Source organism: Mesorhizobium sp. M7D.F.Ca.US.004.03.1.1, assembly GCF_003998635.1.
GTDB classification, from domain to species: Bacteria; Pseudomonadota; Alphaproteobacteria; order Rhizobiales; family Rhizobiaceae; genus Mesorhizobium; species Mesorhizobium loti.
The window spans coordinates 1-521 of record NZ_RZQG01001725.1 but is presented as its reverse complement, the minus strand read 5'-3'; the positions used below and the strand labels follow the sequence as shown (position 1 = coordinate 521).

Annotated in this window: 1 protein-coding gene and 1 pseudogene; one reads left to right on the top strand and one right to left on the bottom strand. The window is 68.5% G+C overall.

The annotated features are described in order from the left end of the window. On the top strand, positions 1-253 hold a 253-nt coding region (locus EN935_RS39720; RefSeq protein ID WP_245489194.1), incomplete at its 5' end, for a LysR substrate-binding domain-containing protein. On the opposite strand, the pseudogene EN935_RS39715 reads toward EN935_RS39720, so the two are convergent. Next, positions 186-521 (bottom strand): annotated as a pseudogene (locus EN935_RS39715) (TetR/AcrR family transcriptional regulator); the annotation flags it as partial. The gene EN935_RS39720 and the pseudogene EN935_RS39715 sit on opposite strands and share 68 nt — an antisense overlap.

Genomic DNA, 521 nt, shown 5'->3' with positions numbered 1-521 from the left:
GGGCTGGGGCGGGCTGCCGCGCTGGCTGATATCAGACGATCTGGCGAGCGGCCGGCTGGTGGAAATCGACCTCGAGTCCTTCAGGGAGGTGAGTTCGCCCCTGTTTGCGATGCATCGCAACGACCGCAGCCCGAAGCCGGCGGCGGCCTGGCTGATCGACCAATTCAAGCGCCAACTCGGCTGCTTCAACGAGTTCGAGCCGGGCGAGGTGCCTGAAGAGGAGCTGGAGACAGCCCATCGATCAGCGCCATGAGAACAGTGCGATAATCCTGCGCTGAGGCGCCGGCCTCGATCGCCAGGGCGGCGCGGTCGAAGGCTGCGCCGAGCAGCGCGGTCAGCGCTTCCGCCGGCAATCTCGTCATCGCCTGCGCCCGCATTGCCGCGACCAGCCCTTCGCGCAGCGAGCGGTTGCCGTGGCGGTTGTCGATCGCGTCCATTGCGGGGCGTCCAAGCACGGCCGGGCCATCGAGCAGCAACAGCCGCGTGCGGCCGGGTGCGCGCATGGCGGCGAGATAGGCATC